We start from the raw sequence: 16,655 nt of genomic DNA, 5'->3' as shown, positions 1-16,655 counted from the left end.
GCATTGTCCCCGCGCGCCGGGCCTAGTCTCCGAGGGCGCGGCCGTCGAAGTCGAACACCGCATAGGAAACCGAACAATTGTCGCCTGCATACCTTTCGGCATGTCCAGCGGCTTCCTTTACCAGCAACTTGAGCAGATTGTCACGGGCCGGATCGCCCTCCAGCGATGCGAGGGCCTGGACCGCCGTGTTGGCCCCGCGCACGGCCGGGACGAGCGCAGGATCGACGCCCGCCTCCAGGCAGCGCCGGGCCAGCCGATCGAAGTCCACGGGATGGGTTTTGGCGTGGGTGTACTCCAGCCCCTGGGCCTGCTTGACCAATTTGCCGAAGAACACGGCCCAGACGACCTCGGAAAAGCCGTGCTCCGCGGCGGCCCGCATGGAAAAGGCGAAAAAGTCGGCGGCCTGTATCAGGGCGGTCTCCGGGGTGCCGGGGTTGGCGGCCATGTAGAACCGCTCGCTGCGCCTCCCCGTGGTGAAGACCACCCGGTCCAGCCCCTGGGCGCGGGCCACGCTCAAGCCCTCCCGGATGGTCGCCTTCCAGGATGCGTGGGAGTACGGCTTGACGATGCCCTGGGTGCCGAGGATGGAGATGCCCCCGACAATGCCCAGGCGCGGGTTCATGGTCGCCCCGGCGATGGTCTCGCCTTCCGGGACCTCAACGGTGACCAGGATGCGGCCCGCAAACCCCTCGGCGGCCAGCCGGACCGCCGCCTGGATCTGCTTGCGCGGCTCGGGGTTGATGGCCGGTTCGCCCACGGGCACGGGCAGCCCCGGCAGGGTCGCCCGGCCCACGCCCCGGCCCCCGTCCAGGATAACTACGAGCGGAATGGAGCCGTCCGGCTCAACGCGGACCACGGCCTGGATGTCGTGGCCGTGGGTCACGTCCGGGTCGTCGCCGCCGTCCTTGACCACGGTCACGCGCACCCCGCTGTCTTCGGGCTCGATGCGCTCGATCGGCACGGCCAGGGTGCCGCCCGGAGGCAGGGGCACGTCCACGGTCTGGGGCCGTTCGCCGGTCAGCAGGAAGCGCACCCCGGCCATGGCCGCCGCCGTGGCGCAGGAGCCGGTGGTCCGGCCCGTTCTGAGCGGTTTTTCCACGGCTAGCGCACCCTCCGGGCGGGCTCGTACAGGGTGGTGCCCGCCAGGTCGGAGATGTTCTCGATGATGTTCTTGAAGAGCAGCACGTGGAAGGGATACATGGCGTACCAGTAAAGGATGCCGGTCAGGCCGCGCGGCAGGAACTTGGCGGTCATGGCCAGGTCCACGGCGTTCCCCCACCGGGCGTCCTGGGTAAATTCCAAGAGGGCTTCGCCGGGCAGCCGCATCTCGGCCAGGAGCAGGAGCCGCCGTCCCTTGTCCGAGGCCAGCACACGCCAGAAGTCCAGGGCGTCGCCCACGCGTGGGGGCAGGTCGCCGCGCGGGCGGCCCCGCTTCATGCCCGGCCCGGCCAGGAGCCGGTCGATGAAGCCGCGCAGCCGCCACAGCGGGTCCCCGAAATACCAGCCTTGTTCCCCGCCGATGCGGGCCACCTGTTCCCAGACCTTGTCCGGGTCGCCTTGCAGACGGGCCTTGTAGCCCATCTCGAACCGGGTGCCGCCCGCGTAGAGCGGATCGTCGGCCGAGGCCCACTCGGGCATGCAGGCGGACCCCACGTCGAACAGGCAGGTCTCCACGGCCTGCTGCTTGGTCTTTTCCAGGGCGCGGCGGATGGCCTCGCGGCAGGACAGCAGCTCCTGGGGCACGAGTTCGCGGATGCGGTCGTCGCGGCAGACCACCTCGTTGCGTAGCCCCTCGATGAGCGCGCGCGACAGGGCCATGGGCACCGGGGTGATCAGGGAGACCCAGAAGGAGGATAGCCGGGGGGAGACGAAGGGCAGGGGCAGCAGCCGCCGCCGGGGGATGCTGGCCACCTCGGCGTAGAGGTGGAACAGCTCCGCGTAGGACAACACGTCCGGCCCGCCGATATCCAGCGTCAGCCCGGCCGTGGCCTCGTTTTCAAGGCAACCGGCCAGGTACCCGAGGACGTTGCGGATGGCGATGGGCTGCGTCTTGGTGCGCACCCAGGCCGGGGTGATCATGAAAGGCAGCCGGTCGGCCAGGTAGCGGACCAGTTCGAAGGAGGAAGAGCCCGAGCCGATGATCTGGGCCGCGCGCAGGGTGGTCACCCGGGCCGGGCCCAGCGTCAGGATGCGGCCCACCTCGGCCCGCGAGCGCAGATGCTTGGAAAGGGGATGGTCCTCGCGGTCCTCGCCCAACCCCCCCAGGTAGATGATCCTCTTCAGATTCGCGTGCCCTGCGGCCCGGACCATGTTGTAGGCAGCGTCGCGCTCCTGCTCGGCGAAGTCGCGGCCCGGACGGGACATGGAGTGGACCAGGTAGAAGCAGACGTCGCACCCGTGGGCCGCCTTTTTCAGGCTTTCCGGGTCGTGCATGTCCGCGCGCACGGCCTCGACCTTTTCGCCCCAGGAGCGGGCGCGGATCTTTTCCACGCTGCGCCCGGCGGCCCGCACCCGGTGGCCGCGCGAGAGCAGCAGCGGCACCAGCCGCCCGCCCACGTAGCCCGTGGAGCCGAGAACGAGAACCGGACGTTCTGCCATGGCGGCCTCCTAGCGCGGCTTGGTCTGGAAGGTGAAGCCCTCGCCGTCCGGGTGGTAGTTCCACCCCTTGTCGGTCATGCACATGAGAAATTCCTTGTTCTGCTTGTGCTTGTCCAGGGGGTACTTCTCTCCGGCCACGACCTCGCACTGGACCGAGTCGTTCTTGAACATGCGGTCCAGGGTCGCGCCCGTGTAGTCCGGGTGGGTCCAGGGCTTGGCGCAGCCGCCGACGAGCAGGGCGGCCGCGAACAACGTGGCGAAAACAGTGACGGTGACGATGCGGCGCATGGCGGCCTCCGGGTTATTCGTCGAGTTCTTTGGTATCCTTACCTATGAGGGAGAGCGGCGAGTCGCTTGGCAGTTCTTCCGCGCGTGCTTGGCTCCGCCAACCTATTTCAGCGATTTCACGAATCCTATCCACAAAGGGTTTTGCGTCATTACCGAATTTGCCTAGCATTACCCCTGTTTCAGAAAAAATACCCCAAAAACGATCAAGTGAGGACATCTTTTTATGTAATTCGGTCTGAAGCTTTTCGAGTTTTAGCAACAGTCTTCTGCGATGCTCTTCTGTGAAAAGAGTACTGCTGTTAATGTCGCTTCTTAAAGTACTTATTAAATCTTGGATTCTAGAAAGATCTCCATCGGAAAATTCGTAATAGAAATACTCTTTCGTCAAAATTTGAGAATATTTTTCGATAGAATTTTTTAACATGCGTCTTGATGTTTGTTCATTATATCTTTGTTTGACCCCTTCAAAAAGAAAATACATAGAAAATGCCAAAGTCCGACGAACAGATTTTGGTTCTCCGCTGACATCTGGTATGGTATAGTTTATGTCAGCATTTTTAGTTAATACGCTAATAATAGCCATGCATTCAATCAGTTCGTCAAATGATAGATCTGTGTCCCAGTACTCACCTGCTTTTGTTTCAGTATGCGTTATATGTGTAACGATACGACTCAATGCGGTGTAGAGGGCCGTGAAGGGATCAGTAGGTAATTCTTCAATAAAAAGTTCAACGTTCATGCTGAAGCCCTTTGGAACTTTTATTCGTCCTTCAAATCCCGGCTCATCAGGTCCGTGGTGGCCTCGGCCGGGTCCTTGCCTTCATAGAGTATCTTATAGACCTGCTCGGTTATGGGCAACTCCACTTCGAGCTTGGCGGCCAGGTCGTGCAGGGACTGGGTGGTCTTGACGCCCTCGGCCACGGCCTTCATCTCGCCGATGATCTGGTCCAGGGTCTGCCCCCGGCCGAGCTTGAGCCCCACCTGGCGGTTGCGCGACAGGTCGCCGGTGCAGGTCAGGACCAGGTCGCCCATGCCGGACAGCCCCATGAAGGTCCGCTCCTGGCCGCCCATGGCCTCGCCCAGACGGCTCAACTCGGCCAGGCCGCGCGTGATCAGGGCAGCCCGGGCGTCGTGGCCGAAGCCCAGGCCGTCGGCGATGCCCGCCGCGATGGCGATGACGTTCTTGACCGCGCCGCCCAGCTCCACGCCCCGGTAGTCCGGGGTGTAGTAGACGCGGAAATACGGGGTGGAGAAGACCTCCTGCAACTCGCGGCCCAGGTCGTGGTTCTCGCAGCCCAGCGACACGGACGTGGGCATGTCTTTGGAGACCTCGGCCGCGAACGACGGGCCGGACAGGGCCGCGTAGCGCGGAGCCTTGCCCTCCAGCGCCTCGGCCACCACGCGGGATACCGGGGCCAGGGAGGACAGCTCGATCCCCTTGGACGCGTTGACGATCACCGGCCTGTCCGGGAGCAGGTCGCGGAACCCGGACAGCGCCGGGCGGATGAACTGGCTGGGGATGACCACCAGGAAATAGTCGGCCCCACCGAAGGCCGTCTCCGGGTCGGATTCGACCTTGAGGGCTTCGGACAGGGACACGCCGGGCAGGAAAACCCGGTTTTCACCATGCTTGCGGATGTCGGCGGCCACCTCGGGCTCGCGCGCCCACAGGGTGGTCTCCCGTCCGTTTTTGGCCAGCATGTCGGCCAGGGTGGTGCCCCATGCGCCCGCGCCCAGTACGGCTATTTTCATTCGATTGATCTCCTTGGTGTTTCGTCGAATGAAAGAACATACGTGTACCGTTCGGCGGTGGCAAGAGCGAGGAGGCGGCAGGGGGAATTCGTTCATGCGCTTTGCGTTAACATGGTATTAACTAGTTGAAATAAATACGGCGATCGGGATAAAGCAATAGCTCATTTGATTCAAACCTTGTGAGGGAAACATGTCTTTGAAATGGAAAATGGCTTTACTCGGGTCGGGAGTGACCCTGGCGCTGCTTTTGTTGGGAGCGGTTATTGTCTGGAGCAACGGCGTCGTTTCCGGCGGGGCCGACCTCCTGATCGAACGCCAGGGTCAAATGAGCACGGTGGAGGCGATGCGCCTGGCCCATTCGAAATTGCTCCTGGCCGCCATGGACTCCATTATCGATAAGAACTCGGGAGTCATCGAGCCGGAGCGTATGAAGGAGATCAATGAAACGAGCGAGTTCCTGCTGAGCAAAGGGCGGACGCTGAAACGGGTGATGGATTCGCCCGAGGAGCAGGCGGCGTTCGGAAGGATCGAAGCCTCGCTGCAACATCTAACCGACGCCGTCCGGGTGCGGCTCAAGAACTTGATCGAGACCTCGGGCAGGCGACAGGAGGAGATGGACGCCGAATTCGCCGAGATGGACGATGTCCTGGATCAGGACGGCGATACAATGGAAGCGAGCCTTGAAGAACTCGAACAGAACTTTTCCGCTCGGGGCGAGCTGGAGGCGGCGGGGCGGGCCGTGAAGGCGGAGCTTTCGCTGACCAGGCTCAGCCTGGCGGCCATGGACGCCATCATCGACCGGGCCGACGGGCATATCTCCGACCAACGGCTCAAGATCATCGCGGACCAGTCCGCGGCGATGCGGCGGTATCTGTCCGGGCTTGAAGGCGCGGCGTCCACCGCGGCGGAACGGAAAGCGGTGGCCGCAATCGCCGAGGCTTTGCCCCGCTTCGAGAAAAGGGTGAGCGTGGACCTCAAGAATTTGATCGAAAAAGGGGAAAAGGCCGAGAAGGAGACGATGGCGGCTTTCGACGCCATCGACGATTCCCTGGACGCCGAAGGCGAGGTGATCGCCACGGAGCTGGACACCATCGCCGACTCCATCCGACAGGAGTCGGTCGAGGCCACCTCCGGGATGCGGACCGCGCTGCACAGCTCCCTGTGGGGCTCCGTGGGGGTCTTCCTGGCCGCCTTGGTCCTGCTGCTCCCCGCCTTCGTGCTGCTTTCCCGGGCCATTGTCCGGTCTCTGCTCAAGGGAGTGGCCTTTGCCGACCGGATCGCCTCCGGCGACCTCGATGCCGAGATGACCGTGGATTCCCGGGACGAGATCGGAAGATTGGCCGAACGGTTTCTGTTTATGCGGGACAAGTTGCGCGAGGTGGCTTCGTCCATCAAGGAAGGGGCCGCGGCCGTGTCCAGCGGCAGCGAGGAACTCTCCGGCACTTCGGAAGCCGTGTCCCAGGGGGCCACGGAGCAGGCGGCGTCCGTGGAGGAGATATCCTCGTCCATGGACACTATGGCCGAGGCGCTCAAGGTCAACGCGAAGAGCGCGCGCGAAACCGACGAGATCGCCGGCCGTACCGCGCAGCGGGCCGAGAAGGGCGGGGCTGCGGTGAAGCAGACCGTCACGGCCATGCGGGACATCGCCGAAAAGATATCCATCATCGAGGAAATAGCCAGGCAGACCAACCTGCTGGCCCTGAACGCCGCGATCGAGGCCGCCAGGGCCGGGGAGCACGGCAAGGGATTCGCCGTGGTCGCCGCCGAGGTGCGCAAGCTGGCCGAACGAAGCGGCACAGCGGCGCAGGAGATATCCGTCCTTTCCCAGAACAGCGTGGACGTGGCGGAAAACGCGGGCAACCTTCTCGGCGAGATGGTCCCGGACATCAGGCATACGTCCGAAATGATCCGCGAAATAGCGGCGGCCAACGACGAACTCTCCTCCAATGCGGACCAGATTTCGATGGCCGTCAACCAACTCGACCAGGTGGTCCAGGCCAATGCCGCGTCCGCCGAGGAGATGTCCTCCTCCTCGGAGGAGTTCTCCGGCCAGGCCGCGCAGCTGATCGAGACCGTGGGGTACTTCCGGTACAGCGATAATACCGGCGGGTATGGAGTCGTCCACCGTGCGCAGCCGCTGCCGCACCGGACTCCGGGGACGGGAGAAGGGCATTCGCCGGTAGCTTCCGGAGAATTCGAACGCTTCTAGCTTCGTACGACCGAGCGTGTTCCGCCCCGCTCCGGACCATCCGGGGCGGGGCTTTTCCGTCCGGGCCGGTTGCATCCGGGGGCGGCGGAAGGTATAGACCCCCCATGGCAATACAATTCAGCGAAACCGAGGAAAGGATACTCGCCCTGGCCGGCGGCGACCTGCCGGACACCGAGCGACCGTTCAAGACCATAGCCGACGAGGTGGGCGTGACCGAGGACGAGGTCCTCGACCTCATCAGGGACCTCAAGGAGCGCAAGATCATCCGCCGCTTCGGGGCCACCCTGCGCCACCAGAAGGCGGGCTACGGCCACAACGCCATGGTCGCCTGGCGGGTGCCGGACGAGCGCACCGAGGAGGTCGGCCAGATATTCGCGGACCGGCCCGAGATATCCCACTGCTACGTCCGGCGCACCTACCCGGAGTGGACCTACAACGTCTACACCATGATCCATGGCGAGCGCCCGGGGCAGACCGACGAGGTGGTGGCCGAGCTGGAACAGGCCGTGGGCATCTCCGACCACTGCACGCTCCGGTCCCTCAAGGAACTCAAGAAGACCTCCATGGTCTATTTCAAATAGGAAGCACGTCATGGATTCGAAATCCCTTTTCGCCAAGGCACAGACCCTCATGCCCGGCGGCGTCAACTCGCCGCTGCGGGCCTGCAAATACGTCAAATCCGAGCCGGTCTTCATTGAGAACGCCAAGGGGGCGCACCTCTTCGACGTGGAAGGCCGCGAATATATCGACTACGTCTTCTCATGGGGGCCCATGCTCCTGGGGCACCAGGACCCGGCCGTGAACGCGGCCGCCCACGCCGCCGTGGACCACGGGTCCAGCTACGGCGCGCCCTGCCTGGGCGAGGTCCTGCTGGCCGAGGAAATCCAAAAGATCATCCCGTCCATGGAGATGATGCGCATGGTCTCGTCCGGCACCGAGGCGACCATGTCCGCCCTGCGCCTGGCGCGCGGCTATACCGGGCGCAACAAGTTCGTGAAGTTCATCGGCAACTACCACGGCCACGCCGACGCCTTCCTGGCCGCTGCCGGTTCGGCGGCGGGCACCGTGCCCGGCACTCCGGGCGTGCCCGAGGAGGTCATCAGCCACACCCTGCTCGCCCATTACAACGACCTGGACGCCGTGAAGAAGCATTTCGAGGAGTCCGGCGACGAGATCGCCTGCGTCATCGTCGAGCCCTGCGCGGGCAACATGGGGCTGGTCCTGCCCAAGGACGGCTTCCTCCAGGGGCTGCGCGACCTGTGCACAAAGTACGGCGCGGTGCTCATCTTCGACGAGGTCATCACCGGTTTCCGCCTGGCCCCGGGCGGTGCCCAGGAGCGCTACGGCATCACCCCGGATCTGACCACCCTGGGCAAGATCATCGGCGGCGGGTTCCCGGTGGGCTGCTACGGCGGCAAGCGCGAGATCATGGAGCACATGGCCCCGGTGGGCGGCGTGTTCCAGGCGGGCACCCTGTCCGGCAACCCCGTGGCCATGGCCGCCGGGCTGGCCACCCTCAAGCGGCTGCGGGAGTGCGACTACGCGGCCCTGGAGGCGAAGACCAAGGCGCTGACCGGTGAGCTGGCCGCCATCGTCGAGTCCAAGGGCAAGCCGGTCTACGTGGCCCAGGCGGGCTCGGCCTTCACCATGTATTTCTCGGACAGGCCCGTGACCAACATGATCGAGTCCGGCCAGTGCGACCAGGACACCTTCTCCGTCTACTGGAAACAGATGATGGCCCAGGGGGTCTACCTGGCCCCGGCGGGCTTCGAGTGCGCCTTCACCTCCTTCGCCCACTCGGACGAAGACTTCGAGAAGACGCTGGACGCGGCCCGCGCCGTGACCTTCTAGGCCGCGCCGACATTGCTTACGCACCGGGCCGGGAATCCTTCGGGGTCCCGGCCCGTTTTTCGTGAAGCGTGCGGCGAGCCGGGAAAAAACACCCCGCTTCGTGCGGTTTTTTCTTCCCCCAAGGGTCGGTTGCTGCTAAATAATAGCAATGCCAGCCAAGAAAATCGCCATATACGCATTGACCACCCAGGGACTGGCCGTGGGCAGACGGTTGGCCGCCAGACTGCCGGGCACCCTCTACGCCTCCAAGAACCTGGAGGCCGAGGACGCCATCTCGTTCGAGTCCCTCAAGACGCTCGTTTCGGCCACCTTCAACGCCTTTGACGGCCACATCTTCGTGGCCGCCGCGGGCATCGTGGTGCGCTGCATCGCCCCCCACCTGCAATCCAAGGAGACCGACCCGGCCGTGGTCTGCATGGACCAGACCGGGCTGTTCGCCATCAGCCTGCTCTCGGGCCACCTGGGCGGGGCCAACGAACTGGCCGACCGCTGCGCCCGGACCATGGGCGGGCAGTCGGTCATCACCACGGCCACGGACGCGGCCGGGGTCCTGTCCATCGACAGCCTGGCCATGGCCAAGGGTCTGGCCATCGGGACCATCGGCAAGGTCAAGGACGTGAACATGGCCCTGCTCGAGGACCGCGTGGTCCAGCTCTACGACCCCGAGGACTGGCTCGGCCTGGCCTGGAACGCCGGGTTCGAGGGCAAGGTCGGCTACGGGGACTGGAACGACGCCAAGCCCGGCATCTGGGTCTCCTGGCACAACGACGCCCCGGAAGGGAGCCTGGCCCTGCACCCTAGAGTGCTGCACCTGGGCATCGGCTGCCGGAGGGACATCACCACCTACGAGATCCTCGACCACGTCTACATGGTGTTCAAGAAATACGGTTTTTCCATGGAATCCATCGCCTCGGTGGGCTCGGTGGAGGCCAAGCGCAACGAGGCAGGGCTGCTGGAAGCGGCCGAGGAGTTCGGCGTGGAGCCGGTCTTCTACTCCACGGCCCAGCTCGCGGCCGTGGACGCGCCCACGCCGTCCGACCGGGTCCAGGCGCACATGGGCGTGCCCAGCGTGGCCGAGGCCTCGGCCCTGCTCGCCTCCCACGGCGGGGAGCTGGTCGTTACCAAGGAGAAGACCAACACCGTGACCCTGGCCGTGGCCCGGAGCAACCGTGCTTAAGGCGGTCAGTCTCGGACCGGGCGACCTGTCCCTGCTCACCCCGGCGGCCCGCTGGGCCATCGAGGAGGCCGAGGTCGTGGCCGGATACAAGGGGTACATTGAGCTGGTCCCGGATGAGATGCTCGAAGGCAAGATTGTGGTCTCCACCGGCATGATGGGCGAGGTGGACCGCGCCCGGCAGGCCGTGGAGCACGCCCGGGCCGGGCGCAGGACGGTCATGGTCTGCTCCGGCGACGCGGGCATCTACGCCATGGCCGGGCTGCTCCTGGAAGTGCTCGAAAACGAGGGGCTGCTCCAGACCGTGCCGTTCGAGGTCGTCCCCGGCGTGGCCGCCTTCAACGCGGCGGCGGCCCTGCTCGGCGCGCCGCTCATGCACGACTTCGCCTCCATCTCCTTGAGCGACCTGCTGACCCCCTGGGAGCGCATCGAACAGCGGCTCCAGGCGGCGGCCAGCGCGGATTTCGTCATCGCCATCTACAACCCCCGCTCGAAGAAGCGCTCGGACCACCTGCGTGAGGCCCTGGACATCATCGGCCGGTTCCGCAGGCCGAGCACGCCGGTGGGCATGGTCCGCAAGGCGTACCGCGTGGGCCAGCTCGTCGAGGCCGTGCCGCTCAAGGCCGTGGACGTGGAGCGGGTGGACATGCAGACCGTGCTCATCGTCGGCAACTCCGCTACCCGCCTGGTGGACGGCCGCATGCTCACCCCGCGCGGCTATCACCGCAAATACGCACTCTAAACGTCTGGATCAAAGTGCAATTCCCCCCTTGCGCTCAAGGGGCTTTATCGGGTAAAAGCAAGGGTCTACGATGGCAGCCCCCGCTTGACAGGGGGTGGATACTTATTTATCCCGCATAGTAGAGAGTGTGACTGTTTATTTTTTATGCAACAGGAGGAACTAGGTAAATGAAGAAATCTCTCATCATCAGCCTGATGGTGGCCGCCCTGGTGTGTGTTTTCTGCCTGCCCGTGGTCATCGCCGCCAACGCGCCCGCAGACACCATCACCATGGAAGTCCCCGCCGGCGCCAAAGCGACCAAGACGCCCGTGGTTTTCCCGCACAAGAAACACGTGGATTCCGGTTTGGACTGTCTGGTCTGCCACCACAAGGCCAAGTCCCCGGACGAGGCCAAGAGCTGCGCAGCCGAAGGCTGTCACGCCGACGCCAGCAAGGCCGCTAAGAAGGAGCCCACCGGCTTCTACGCCGCCTTCCACAGCAAGAAGTCCGAAGCTTCCTGCCTCGGCTGCCACAAGGTGCAGAAGAAGGCCGGCAAGGCCGTTCCGGTCAGCTGCAAGGAATGCCACCCCAAATAAGCCTTTAGGGTGAATTCAAGGGGGGCTGTGCAGAACGGCCCCCCTTTTTAAACTCCTTTGGAGGTCTCCATGACTCCGGCCCCACCGCCTCCTCCCAAAGATGACGACGCCGACGTGCGCGACGTGCTGAACGAACCCGTTGCGGACAGCGAGGGCTTTGATCCCGATACCGTTGACGCGGATTTCGAGCAGGAGCTCGAGGATCTGTTCGCCGACGATCTCGAGGACGCTCCCGTCGTGGACGAGAGCGGCGGTCCCATTGTGCTCGACGATCAGGTGGAGTCCGGCGGCGACGCCGAAGAGGAACTCCTGGTCCTGGACGACGTGGTGGAGGAATCCGTCGCGGACGCATCCGAAGACGAATCCGGGGACGAGGACCTGCTGATCCTGGACGACCTGGTCGAGGAGCCCGGAGCCGAGGCCGACGACGAGGGTGCCGAAGAGGACGACCTGATCATGCTCGACGAGGTGGTCGACCTGGTCGAGGAGGCCAATGCGGGCGAGACCGCCGCGCAGAGCGCCGACGAGGTCGAGGCCCTGGTGGACGACATCGCCGAGGAGAACCTTGCCGAGTCCGTGGAGGCCGAGGACGAGGAGATCATCGATCTCGACGACCTGGTGGAAGAGGCCGCCGAGGCCCCCGAACCCATGGAGGACGAGGACGAGCCGATCCTCGATCTGGATGACCTGATCGAGGAGCAGGCGGCCTCGGAGCCCGGAGATGAAATTTCCCTCGATGCCGGGGATATGACCGACGACCTGCTGGCCGCCATGGCCGAGGAGCCCGCGTCCAAGACGCCGGTGGACGAGGCGGTCGCCGCCGAGGACATCGAGGCCATCATGGACGAGCCCGAGATTGAACTTGAGCCTGAGATTGAGCTTGAGTCTGAGATTGAGCTTGAGCCTGAGATTGAGCTTGAGCCTGAGATTGAGCTTGAGCCCGAAATCGACCTCGACATCGAAGCCGAGGAGCCCGTCGAGCTCGAAGAGCCCGCCGTGGTGGAGGGCAATCTGTTCGACGAGGCGGCGGAACCCCCGGTGGACGCCGAGCTGACCGGCCTGGACCAGCTCGAGGACGACGACATCGAGGACGTGGACAGCTTGCTGGACAACGTCGAGGTGGACGTGTCCGGGGTCATGGACGCCGAGGAGGCGGACGCGGACCTGGACGACGACATGGTCATGGACCTGGACGAAGGGTCCCTGGACGAGGACCTGGCCGCCGAAGCCATGCCGCCCGACGCGGGCATGGCCGTGGACGCGGACGTGGACATGCTTCTGGCCGAGACCCGCGAGGAGGGCGAACCCACCCTGGAGAGCCTCCAGGCCACGGTCCGCCAGCTCGAAGGCCGTGTCGAGGAGCTGGAGCGCCGCCTGCGCGAGGAGATCGCCCAGCTGGTGCCTGCCGAGGCGGCCAAGATCATCCGCGAAGAGATCGCGGCCTTGGCCTCTGAGTTGGAGGACTAGCCTAAGCGGCTTACGATAGCGGGCCATCTGCACATTTTCCAGCCGCGACAATCCTCACGTAGACGGCTACGCTGCGGTTGCTTTGCCCCCGAGAAAATGCACAGCTGCCCCACTCTCGACAAATCCGCAGGACAGCGGATTTGGGCGTTGCGGTCTTTCCGCAACGCCCCGAAGGGGTGAGCCCCAGGACGGGGCGAATCAAAGCCTTGTGCTGGCGCGATAAGAGAGCCGCTGTCGGGTGCTGCGCACCCGAATCGCTCCAGGATGGAAAGAAGATTTGAGGAGACCTCACTGGTTGGTTGGGGTCTTTTTTTGTGGCATTTTGAGCAGTGCGGCTTGTGTTGATTGGGGTTAGCGGTTGCTGAACGGAATCCGGGCTGCTAACAAGCTGCACGAGGGATCGGGACGGGAACGGCGGCTAACCAATCAGCAAATGGACGGGATGATGCCCAGCTTTGACGACATCGTGAATGAACTGCAGGACAAGATCAACGAAGAGGCGGTCGAGGCCTACGGCCAGGCCGGATTCGAGCGGTGGCGGGACCAGCCGTACCGGGGGGAGCCCGCAGGGGCCGACTACGAGGGCTCGTCCACCGGCGGGTGCGGCGACACCATCTGGATATACCTGCAGATAGAGGACGAGATCGTGGTGGACGCCGGGTTCGCCACCGACGGTTGCGGCTCCAGCGCCATCAGCGGCTCCATGGCCGCCGAACTGGCCGTGGGCAAGCGCTGCGAGGACCTGGCCGCCGTCACCGGCGAGACCGTCCTGGAAGGGCTGGGCGGGACGGACCGCCTGCCCGAGGACGACCGCCACTGCGCCTGGCTGGCCGCCAACGCCCTGGTCGAGGCCTTGGGCAGCTATTACAGGAAGACCGCCGCCCGGGCCAAATCGGAATGACGGCCCTGTGAACGCGCTCCCTTGAGGCGCTTTTTCGGCCACTTAACGGATAGGAACGGACCGCGCACGGCTCTCGTGCGGCGGGACTCACAGGATGTCTCGGCCCCGGATCGGGGCCGCCTGCGGGCTAGGTGCCGCAGAAGGTCTGGGTGACCCGCTCCTCGGCGCGCGGCGGCTCGGCGTATTCACCGTTTTCGGGCTGGTCCTCGAAGGGGCGTTTGAGGACCTCGATGAGCCGGTCGGCGGGCGCGAAATCCCCGGTCAGAGCCGCCCGGATGGCCGCTTCGATGCGGTGGTTGCGCGGAATGTAGGCCGGGTTGGCCGCGCGCATGGTCTCGCGGGCGGTATCCGCCGAGTCGCTTTGTTCCAGGAGTTGGAGCCAGTCGTTGAGCCAGGTGGCGACCTCCTCGGCCGTGGCGAACAGGCCGGTGAACGGGGCCGGGGCCGCCTGGGCGTCGCACAGCGCGCGGAAGGTGTTGGTGAAGTCGGCCCGGCTGCGGCGCATGAGGTCCAGTAGCTGCCGGGCCAGGATAAAGGACTCCTCGTCGGCAGGCAGGCCGATCTTGCGGCACAGCCCCTGGCGGTAGTGCTCGGTGAAGCCCGGGATGAACCGTTCCAGGACAGCCTCGCCCGCTTTGCGGGCCTTGGTCTCGTCCGGGTCGAGCAGGGGCAGGAGGCAGCCGCCCAGGCAGGCCAGGTTCCAGGCCATGATCGTGGGCTGCTGGTTGAAGGCGTAGCGGCCCATGTGGTCGATGGAGCTGAAGACCATGGCCGGGTCGTAGTAATCCAGGAATGCGCACGGGCCGTAGTCGATGGTCTCCCCGCTCACGGCTGTGTTGTCCGTGTTCATGACCCCGTGCACGAACCCCAGACAGAGCCACCGGGCCATCAGGTCGGCCTGGGCCGCGCACACGGCTTCGAACAGGGCCAGGTACGGGGTGTCGGCCTCGCGCGCGGCCGGGTGGTTGCGTTCGATGACATGGTCGGCCAGGGCGCGCAGCTCGTCCTCCATGCGCCGGGCCGCGAAATACTCGAAGGTGCCCACGCGCACGAATCCGGAGGCCACGCGGGTGATGACCGCGCCGGGCAGCTCGTCCTCGCGGAACACGGGCTGGCCCGTGGCGGCCATGGCCAGGGCGCGGGTGGTCGGCACGCCCAGTGCGTGCATGGCCTCGCTGACCACGTACTCGCGGATGACCGGGCCGAGCGGGGCGCGACCGTCGCCCCCGCGCGAAAAACGGGTCCGGCCCGACCCCTTGAGCTGGATGTCGAACCGCTCCCCCGCCTCGTTTTCCACCTCGCCGAGCAGGTGCGCCCGACCGTCGCCCAACTGGGGTACGAATTGGCCGAACTGATGGCCCGCGTACGCCTGGGCAAGGGGCTCGGAGCCGGGCAGCAGCCGGTTGCCGGTGAAGATTTCGGCCAGGGCCGCTTCATCGCCGGGCAGGTCCAGCTCCAGGCGCGCGGCCAGATCGCGGTTCAGGCGGATCAGGGCCGGGGCGGCCACCGGTTCCGGGGCGATCCGCTCGAAAAAGGACTCGGGCAGCCGGGCGTAGGTGTTGATGAAGCGCATCATTCTCCGAGCAGTTTCTTCCAGGCCGGGAGCAGGGTGTCCAGGGAGTTGGCCAGCAGGCGCATGTAGCTGACCTCGATCCCGGCCATCTCCTCGTCCTTGCGTCGCAGCCATTCGGACATCCAGGCGAAGCGCAGGCCCAGGACCAGCTCGGGCAGCAGGGCCAGGGAGGTCTTGTCCAGGCACATGCCCTGGCGCAGGGTCCGCAACAGGGCCGGCGCCAGTCCGCGCACCAGGGCGGGCGGGTCCTCGATGCCCGCGCAGCCCAGGCAGTTGGCCGCATCGAACAGGCAGGGGCGGATGCCCATGAACTCCCAGTCGATGACGGCCACGGCGGACCGGCCGTGCCAGATGACGTTCAGGGGATGGAAGTCCCCGTGGCACAGGGCCGAGGGCAGTCCGTGCCAGGCCTCGAAAAGCGGGACCAGGGCGGGCAGGACCGGGGTCAGGGCCCGGTGCAGGTCCGGGCGGCGTCCGGCCATGGCGGCCATGAGTTCGTTGACGTACGCCTCCAGCACAAAGGGCGGCTCGTCGTCGAATTCGCGCACCGAGCCCGAGGCCTCGCGCAACCGGCACAGGAACGTGCCCAGGCTTTCGCCGCGCGCGCCGTCCTCGATGTATTCGGGCTGGGGCAGGGGGTCGCCGGGGATGTACGGGGAGAGCTGGTGGTATCCGTCCTCGTGCTCGACCACGAAGCGGCCGTCCGGCCCGGCCAGGTAGGCGGGCGCGGGCAGTCCGGCGCGGGACAGCCTGTCCAGGGCGCGGCCGATGCGTTCGCGCCGTCCGAACTGTCCGGGCCGCAGGGTCTCGAGCATCCAGACGCGGCCCTGGGTATCCTCCACGGCGCGGCGCGACAGGCAGCGCTCGGGGCTGCCGGGCAGGACGATGTCCGTGCGCCTGCGGCCCGTGGCCAGTCCCCAGAGTGAGAGTAGATCGGTCATGGCCTGACCTACCGCATGCCCATGACGCGCATGAGCGCATCCATGTTGTCGCGGACGATGGCCTGTTCCGAGTCCGGAATCTGCTTGTCGACCTCAGCTCGCACGGCGTCCAGCTGGCCGCCGATCTGCTGGGAGAGCATCTGCTCCATGGCCTTGCGCTGCTCGTCGGGCATGTCCTTGAGCTGCGCCTGCATCTGGCCGGTCATGCGCTGCATCTGGTCCAGGTTCACCATGGTCATGGCGTGGCTGTATATGTACAGGAAGCGGTCCTCGTCCCAACCCAGGCCGGTGATGGCGTCCTTGACCGCCGCGTTCATGGCCGCGTCCGAAGCGTTGCTCATGTCCTGCGCGCCATGGGCGGTCAGGCCGGGAATCTTGGGCAGGTCGGCCAGGAATTTCTCGAATTCGTCGGCGGAAAACGGACCGCCCACGGCCTGGATTACCTCTTTGCCCTGGTCGGACAGCTTGGGATCGTCGGCCGCGTCGTTGCCGGAGCAGGCGGCGAGCAGGCCCAGGATCAGCAGGGACAGCAGGGCGGAAGCGAGGACTCTCATGGGATTCTCCTTAAAAGAGTTTGACGTATT

General features: G+C 65.4%; 16 protein-coding genes. 8 read left to right on the top strand and 8 right to left on the bottom strand.

The genetic code is table 11. The annotated features are described in order from the left end of the window. Positions 1-22: 22 nt before the first annotated feature. Genes cbiD through ACR42D_RS17180 form a run of 5 tightly spaced genes read right to left on the bottom strand, consistent with a single transcriptional unit; the run spans position 23 to position 4,638 of the window. Positions 23-1,210, bottom strand: a complete 1,188-nt coding sequence (gene cbiD, locus ACR42D_RS17200) for a cobalt-precorrin-5B (C(1))-methyltransferase CbiD (RefSeq protein WP_484568482.1) — start codon at positions 1,208-1,210, stop codon at positions 23-25. Next, complete coding sequence (locus ACR42D_RS17195) at positions 1,102-2,598, bottom strand: SDR family oxidoreductase (protein WP_484568008.1); 1,497 nt, start codon at positions 2,596-2,598, stop codon at positions 1,102-1,104. The genes cbiD and ACR42D_RS17195 overlap by 109 nt, the downstream gene beginning before the upstream one ends. Positions 2,599-2,607: 9 nt before the next feature. Then, positions 2,608-2,886 (bottom strand): hypothetical protein, encoded by a 279-nt coding sequence (locus tag ACR42D_RS17190; RefSeq protein WP_484568007.1) that lies wholly within the window; start codon positions 2,884-2,886, stop codon positions 2,608-2,610. A 13-nt stretch (positions 2,887-2,899) separates the two neighbouring features. Then, positions 2,900-3,625: a hypothetical protein gene (locus ACR42D_RS17185; RefSeq protein ID WP_484568006.1), complete on the bottom strand. Its 726-nt coding sequence runs from the start codon at positions 3,623-3,625 to the stop codon at positions 2,900-2,902. Between the two features lie 20 nt (positions 3,626-3,645). Then, a complete protein-coding gene (locus tag ACR42D_RS17180; RefSeq protein ID WP_484568005.1) occupies positions 3,646-4,638 on the bottom strand; it encodes an NAD(P)H-dependent glycerol-3-phosphate dehydrogenase in 993 nt (330 codons plus the stop codon). 208 nt (positions 4,639-4,846) lie between these two features. Between ACR42D_RS17180 and ACR42D_RS17175 the strand changes: the two genes are divergently transcribed. The 8 genes from ACR42D_RS17175 (at position 4,847) to ACR42D_RS17140 (ending at position 13,557) form a co-directional block, all read left to right on the top strand. Next, complete coding sequence (locus tag ACR42D_RS17175) at positions 4,847-6,847, top strand: methyl-accepting chemotaxis protein (RefSeq protein ID WP_484568004.1); 2,001 nt, start codon at positions 4,847-4,849, stop codon at positions 6,845-6,847. Between the two features lie 104 nt (positions 6,848-6,951). After that, the gene (gene ahbB / locus ACR42D_RS17170; RefSeq protein ID WP_484568003.1) at positions 6,952-7,428 is read left to right on the top strand and encodes a siroheme decarboxylase subunit beta; all 477 of its coding nucleotides are present in this window, start codon (positions 6,952-6,954) and stop codon (positions 7,426-7,428) included. A gap of 10 nt (positions 7,429-7,438) precedes the next feature. Next, the gene (hemL, locus tag ACR42D_RS17165; RefSeq protein ID WP_484568002.1) at positions 7,439-8,698 is read left to right on the top strand and encodes a glutamate-1-semialdehyde 2,1-aminomutase; all 1,260 of its coding nucleotides are present in this window, start codon (positions 7,439-7,441) and stop codon (positions 8,696-8,698) included. A 148-nt stretch (positions 8,699-8,846) separates the two neighbouring features. Continuing rightward, the gene (locus ACR42D_RS17160; RefSeq protein ID WP_484568001.1) at positions 8,847-9,875 is read left to right on the top strand and encodes a cobalt-precorrin 5A hydrolase; all 1,029 of its coding nucleotides are present in this window, start codon (positions 8,847-8,849) and stop codon (positions 9,873-9,875) included. Further along, positions 9,868-10,614 carry a precorrin-3B C(17)-methyltransferase gene (gene cobJ / locus ACR42D_RS17155; protein WP_484568000.1) on the top strand — a complete coding sequence of 249 codons (747 nt, stop codon included), beginning with the start codon at positions 9,868-9,870 and terminating at the stop codon, positions 10,612-10,614. Before ACR42D_RS17160 ends, cobJ begins: the two co-directional genes overlap by 8 nt. A 167-nt stretch (positions 10,615-10,781) precedes the next feature. Then, the gene (locus ACR42D_RS17150; RefSeq protein WP_484567999.1) at positions 10,782-11,189 is read left to right on the top strand and encodes a cytochrome c3 family protein; all 408 of its coding nucleotides are present in this window, start codon (positions 10,782-10,784) and stop codon (positions 11,187-11,189) included. Between the two features lie 69 nt (positions 11,190-11,258). Next, positions 11,259-12,656, top strand: coding sequence for a hypothetical protein (locus ACR42D_RS17145; protein ID WP_484567998.1), 1,398 nt, complete (start codon positions 11,259-11,261; stop codon positions 12,654-12,656). Positions 12,657-13,098: 442 nt separating this feature from the next. Beyond that, on the top strand, positions 13,099-13,557 hold the full coding sequence (locus ACR42D_RS17140) for an iron-sulfur cluster assembly scaffold protein (protein ID WP_484567997.1): 459 nt from the start codon (positions 13,099-13,101) through the stop codon (positions 13,555-13,557). A 127-nt stretch (positions 13,558-13,684) separates the two neighbouring features. Here ACR42D_RS17140 and ACR42D_RS17135 read toward each other — a convergent pair whose 3' ends face one another. From ACR42D_RS17135 to ACR42D_RS17125, 3 genes are read right to left on the bottom strand one after another with little or no spacing between them, the layout of a single operon-like run. Beyond that, positions 13,685-15,130, bottom strand: a complete 1,446-nt coding sequence (locus ACR42D_RS17135) for a protein adenylyltransferase SelO (protein WP_484567996.1) — start codon at positions 15,128-15,130, stop codon at positions 13,685-13,687. Further along, positions 15,130-16,071, bottom strand: a complete 942-nt coding sequence (locus ACR42D_RS17130; RefSeq protein ID WP_484567995.1) for a phosphotransferase enzyme family protein — start codon at positions 16,069-16,071, stop codon at positions 15,130-15,132. Before ACR42D_RS17130 ends, ACR42D_RS17135 begins: the two co-directional genes overlap by 1 nt. 8 nt (positions 16,072-16,079) lie before the next feature. Beyond that, positions 16,080-16,625 carry a hypothetical protein gene (locus ACR42D_RS17125; RefSeq protein WP_484567994.1) on the bottom strand — a complete coding sequence of 182 codons (546 nt, stop codon included), beginning with the start codon at positions 16,623-16,625 and terminating at the stop codon, positions 16,080-16,082. Positions 16,626-16,655 lie beyond the last annotated feature (30 nt).

Source organism: Pseudodesulfovibrio sp. lm2024, from assembly GCF_051175575.1.
GTDB classification, from domain to species: domain Bacteria; phylum Desulfobacterota; class Desulfovibrionia; order Desulfovibrionales; family Desulfovibrionaceae; genus Pseudodesulfovibrio; species Pseudodesulfovibrio caledoniensis.
This window is presented reverse-complemented; position numbering and strand designations above follow the sequence as displayed.